The 5,349-nt window shown below is 70.4% G+C and carries 4 protein-coding genes and 1 pseudogene; all 5 read right to left on the bottom strand.

Going from position 1 to position 5,349, the window contains the following annotated elements; genetic code table 11:
- On the bottom strand, nt 1-2,427 hold a 2,427-nt coding region (locus ABD207_RS23600), incomplete at its 3' end, for a sensor histidine kinase (RefSeq protein WP_344015117.1).
- Nucleotides 2,428-2,815: 388 nt separating this feature from the next.
- Nucleotides 2,816-3,406, bottom strand: a complete 591-nt coding sequence (locus tag ABD207_RS23595; RefSeq protein ID WP_344015116.1) for a GTP-binding protein — start codon at nt 3,404-3,406, stop codon at nt 2,816-2,818.
- Entirely contained in the window at nt 3,387-3,782 is a 396-nt protein-coding gene (locus tag ABD207_RS23590; protein ID WP_167996560.1) for a DUF742 domain-containing protein, read from the bottom strand. The genes ABD207_RS23595 and ABD207_RS23590 overlap by 20 nt, the downstream gene beginning before the upstream one ends.
- A 121-nt stretch (nt 3,783-3,903) precedes the next feature.
- Nucleotides 3,904-4,317 (bottom strand): roadblock/LC7 domain-containing protein, encoded by a 414-nt coding sequence (locus ABD207_RS23585; RefSeq protein ID WP_167996637.1) that lies wholly within the window; start codon nt 4,315-4,317, stop codon nt 3,904-3,906.
- A 9-nt stretch (nt 4,318-4,326) separates the two neighbouring features.
- Nucleotides 4,327-5,349, bottom strand: a pseudogene (locus tag ABD207_RS23580) (nitrate- and nitrite sensing domain-containing protein); the annotation flags it as partial.

The raw sequence follows: 5,349 nt of genomic DNA, 5'->3' as shown, positions 1-5,349 counted from the left end.
GTTGTCGTAGCCCTGGCCGTTGTCGTAGTCCTGGCCGTTGTCGTAGCCCTGCTGGGCGTACTCGTCGGAGTAGCCGGACTGCTGCTCGCCCTCGTTCCGGCGGTTCGCGGCCTCCAGGGCCGCACGGCGCTCCTCGCGCATCAGGGAGCGGCCGACCGGGTCCAGCTCACGGATGTCGTCCGGGACGTCCGCGTAGCGGCTGTCGTCGAAGCCCAGCTCAGCGGCGGTGCGCATGGGCTGGTTGAAGTCCTCGCCGCGGAAGTTCTGCTCCGGGATGATCTGCGAGACGGTGAACTCCTCGCGCTCCATCTGCTGCTCGCCGCCACCGCCGTGGGTGATCGCGTCCGGCAGCATGACCAGCGAGGTGGTACCGGCCTGCTCGCCCGAGGGGCGCAGCTGGACCCGGATGCCGTGCCGGTCGGACAGCCGGCCGACCACGAACAGGCCCATGCGCTGGGAGATCGCGGCGTCCACGGTCGGCGGGTTGGCCAGCTTGTGGTTGATGTCCGCGAAGTCCTCGGCGGTCAGACCGATGCCCTTGTCGTGGATCTCGATCATGATGCGGCCGTCGGGGAGACGGGTCGCGGTGACGCGGACCTTGGTCTGCGGCGACGAGAAGGTCGTCGCGTTCTCCAGCAGCTCCGCGAGCAGGTGCACGAGGTCGGTCACGGCACGGCCGTGGATCTCGGCCTCCGGGACGCCGGACAGCTCGATGCGCTCGTACTGCTCCACCTCGGAGGAGGCGGCGCGCAGCACGTCGATCAGCGGAACCGGCTGGTCCCAGCGGCGGCCGGGCTCCTCGCCGGCGAGGACCAGGAGGTTCTCGCCGTTGCGGCGCATACGGGTCGCCAGGTGGTCCAGCTTGAAGAGGTTCTCCAGCTGGTCCGGGTCGGCCTCGTTGTTCTCCAGCTCGGTGATCAGGGTCAGCTGGCCCTCGATCAGCGACTGGTTGCGGCGCGACAGGTTGGTGAAGATCGCGTTGATGTTGCCCCGCAGCAGGGCCTGCTCGGCGGCGAGCCGGACGGCCTCGCGGTGGACCTGGTCGAAGGCCCGGGCGACCTCGCCGATCTCGTCCGTGGAGGTGATCGGGATGGGCGCGACACGGGTGTCGACCCGGCCGGGGTCGGTGCGCGAGAGCTGGTCGACCAGCATCGGCAGGCGCTGCTCGGCGATGCCGAAGGCGGCGTTGCGCAGCTGGCGCATCGAGCGGCTCATCTGGCGGGCCACCAGGCCGGCCAGGATGAACGCGGTCAGCAGCGCGATGACGACGGCGGCACCGGTGATGAAGGCGTCGCGCTGGGCGTCGTCGGCGATCTCGGCGGCCTCGTTCACCGCGGTGTCGGCGAGGTCGGCCTCGATCTGCCGGTAGCCGTCGAACTTGAGGGTGTTCACCGCCCACCAGTTCGCGGGGGTGATGCCCTTGCCGGCCAGTTCGGCGCGGGCGGCGGGGTCGGTGGTGCTCAGCCGGGCCACCTCGCCGATCATCGTCTCCGGCTTGGCGGGCGGCGGGACGTAGTCGGGGTCCTTCTGCTTGGCCTCCTTGGCCATCGCCGCGCCCTTGGCCTGGATGTCCTGCGCGACCTGCTCCAGCTTGGACAGGTCGGCCTCGGTGCCACCGCCGCGGTACTCCTCGATGGCGATGCGCTCGAGGTAGGCGTAGGAGGAGAGGGCGACGCGCTGGCTGGCGAGCTGGCTCGGGGTCGGACCCGGCTTCGTCAGCATGTGCATACCGATGGAGCGCTCCAGCGACAGCGCGGCCTTGGTCAGCGAGATCGCGTAGACCGTGCGCCCGTAGCTGGTGATGTTTCCGGTGCCCAGACCGAGCTCGTTGGCGAACTCCATCAGGGAGTGGGCGACGTCGACGTAGCCCTCCTCCGTCTCCACACCCTTGAGCTTGTCGGTGTAGGCGACGGTGCGCAGCTGCGTCAGACGGGGCTCGGCCTTGCGGAAGCGGGCCAGACGGCGCTGCAGGCCCTCCTTGTCCGGCAACTCCTGCGCGGCCTCGTCGAAGGCGTCGGCGGCCTTGTCGGTGGCGGCGCGGGCCTTGACGACCGTCGGGTCGTCCTCGCCCTTGCCGGTCAGCAGCGGAACCGCGGTGATGTCGCGCTCGTTGTAGATGGCGTCGGCGTAGGTCAGGGAGGCCTGCACCAGACGCGCGGTCTTCTCCGCGTCCTCGGCCTCCTGCCAGGTCTCGATGGAGCTGCTCACCTGGAAGCCGCCCATGGCGAGGCCGACCAGCACGGGTATGAGCAGGATCGCGTTGAGCCTGGTGGCCACCCGCCAGTTGCGCGGGGAGAACTTGCCGCCGCTCGGGGCAGGTGTGTCCGTCGGCTCCGGACCGGGCACGGGGGTGGGCGCCGCTGCGCGCGGCGGCGGGGTGAAGTTGCCCCGGGCCGACGGCTCGGGACTGTTCTTGCTTCGCCTCACTCGACCAACAACCTCTCGGCGGTCGGCACCTTCGTTGTGCCGCAGTGTCTCAGAGCCCTGCTCACCATCGACTTCTTGGTACGTCTTTGACCGATGGGCAGTTCAGGCATTCCAGCATGCCGACCTGCGGACTTCCAAACAGCGGAAACGATCAGTACCGGCCCGCATAAGCCCCAGATAAAACGGTCATAAAGAGCGAGGTGCGGCAAAAGGCGGGCCGGATGTGAGCACAGCGGTACCGCGTGAACGCGACGCGTGTCGGTCCGGCCGGATTCCTCTGCCGAAACGTTATGAACACCGGGGCCGACCGTGTCAAAGGACACAGCCGGCCCCGGTGCACCGGGACCATCCGTTACGACAACTGCCGTCATCTTTCACCGACTTGAGATCACCTCAGGCGCGCCATCAGGGCGTGCTCGACGAGCGTGATCAGCGCGCTCTTGGCGTCCGCCCGGTGCCGGGCGTCGGTGGTGATGATGGGGGTGTCGGGACCGATCTGCAGCGCCTCCCGGACCTCTTCGGGCTGGTAGGGCTGCTGACCGTCGAATCCGTTGAGGGCCACCACGAACGGCAGACCGCTGTTCTCGAAGTAGTCCACCGCCGGGAAGCAGTCCGCCAGCCGGCGGGTGTCCACCAGGACGACCGCGCCGATGGCGCCGCGCACCAGGTCGTCCCACATGAACCAGAACCGGTCCTGCCCGGGCGTGCCGAACAGGTAGAGGATCAGGTCCTGGTCCAGCGTGATGCGCCCGAAGTCCATGGCCACCGTGGTGGTGGTCTTGCCCCCGGTGTGGGTGAGGTCGTCGATCCCCGCGCTGGCGGAGGTCATGACGGCCTCGGTGCGCAGCGGGTTGATCTCCGAGACGGCGCCGACGAACGTGGTCTTGCCGACGCCGAAACCGCCCGCCACCACGATCTTCGCGGACGTGGTGGCACGGGCGTCGGAGACCGCCCCGCCGCTAGAGCTTGCGAAGTCCACTGAGCACCCTTTCGAGCAGTGTCACATCCGGGGCGCCGGTCGCCTCGTCGCCGCCCGGCTGGTGGATCGCGACGAGGCCCGCCTCGGCAAGGTCGGCCACCAGGATCCGGGCGACGCCCAGTGGCATGTTGAGGAGCGCCGAGACCTCGGCGACCGACTTCACCTCACGGCAGAGGTGGCAGATGCGCTGATGCTCCGGGAGGAGCCCCATGAGTGCTGCCGGATCCGCGGTCGAGCTGATCAGCGCCTCGATGGCCAGCTGGTAGCGCGGCCGCGTCCGGCCGCCGGTCATCGCGTACGGACGGACCAGCGGCTGGTCGCCCTCGTCCTCGTACGGTTCCGCGTACGGATCATGAGAGGCGGTGGGCGGGGTCATGAATCCTCAATCCTCCGGGCGTGACAGCAGGTTGGTCAGTCGTGCCGTCTGATGTGGGCCGGTGGGGGGAAATTGTGGCGGCCGGACGGTGATGTGGTGAGACGGGTGGTGCCGGGGCCGTTCAGTGGAGCAGACTTCCCTGTAGTTCGGCGCGCAGGTCCGGGGTGAGGACCGCCCCCGCGCGGTCGACCAGGAGCGCCATTTCGTAGCCGACGAGGCCGATGTCGCAGTCGGGGTGTGCCAGGACGGCAAGGGACGAGCCGTCCGAGATGGACATGAGAAAAAGAAACCCCCGTTCCATCTCCACCACCGTCTGCGCGACGTTGCCGCCCTCGAAGATTCTCGAGGCGCCGGCCGTCAGGGAGGTCAGTCCCGAGGCCACGGCGGCGAGCTGATCCGCGCGGTCGCGCGGAAAGCCCTCGGACAGCGCCAGCAGAAGGCCGTCGGCGGACACCACGACGGTGTGGGACACCCCGGGGGTGTTGTCCACGAAGTTGGTGATCAACCAGTTGAGATTTTGTGCCGCCTGGCTCATCGGGCTCAACTAACGCTCCTGCTGGTGAGTGGGCCGCGGGAAGCTCCCGGTCTGGGAGGCCCCCGCCTGACGGCCCTGTGCGATTCCCCGACGGAGGTTGGTCAGCCGGCCGCGCACGTCGTCGGGCGCACGCGAGACCTGCGGACCGCTCGTGTGGGTCTGCTGCTGAGCCGTGCCCGGGACGAGGTTCGCCCGGGGGACCCGGCGCGGCAGGCCGGAGGTGGTGACACCGCCCGCGGCCGGCTTGCGGACGCGTTCGGCCTGCCGGACCAGCTCGTCGTTGGGCGAGCTGCGCCAGGCAGTGGTGGAAGCGGACCGCTGGGGGTTGGCCCCCTGCGGCTGCTGCTGGGACTGCTGCGGAGCGGCAGCCGGGCCGCTGCCGTTCTGCGACTGCGCAAGCCGCTCACGACGGCCCCGGAACCAGTTGGTCTCCAGGGTGTCGTACAGCGGGGTGCGTCCGTCACCGGGACCGGTGGCCGGCGGCAGCGCCTCCGGCTCGCGCGGCACCGGCCGCTGCTGCGGGGCCTGCGGGGCACCGTTGAGCTGCGGACGCTGGTACTGGCCCGTGGTGGAGCCGTTCTGGGCCGGCACCTGGTACTGGCCGGTGGCACCGGCGGAGTAGCCCTGCGCGGCGAACTGGCCGGTGTCGGCCGGGTTCTGCGTGCCCTGGCGGCCCGCCGGGGCGCCGTAGACGTCGCTGCGGACGAACTGGCCCGTGTTCTGCGGGCCGCCCGCGCCCGGAGCCTGGGCACCGGAGGCCTGACGCTCGTCGTAGCGGGGGATCTCGGCCGTGGAACCGGGGCCCTGGCGGTCGTCGACGCGCGGCAGGGCGGCCGTGCGGGAGACGTCCGGCTCCTCGTGACCCCGCGGCGCGTCCAGCGAGGCGCGCGGCACCGAGGGCTCCGCCTTCTCGTCGCTCCAGCTCGGCACCCGCGGCTGCTGCTGGTTACCGCCGGGCAGTTCGGGGCGCGCACCGCCGCGCGGCGGGAGCTGCGGCCGGCGGCCGCGCTCGGGCCCGCCGCCTCCCCGCTG

The organism is Streptomyces thermospinosisporus (assembly GCF_039526425.1).
GTDB classification, from domain to species: Bacteria; Actinomycetota; Actinomycetes; order Streptomycetales; family Streptomycetaceae; genus Streptomyces; species Streptomyces thermocarboxydovorans.
Note: the sequence above shows the minus strand (reverse complement) of the source record. Positions and strands in the feature narration are given on the sequence as shown.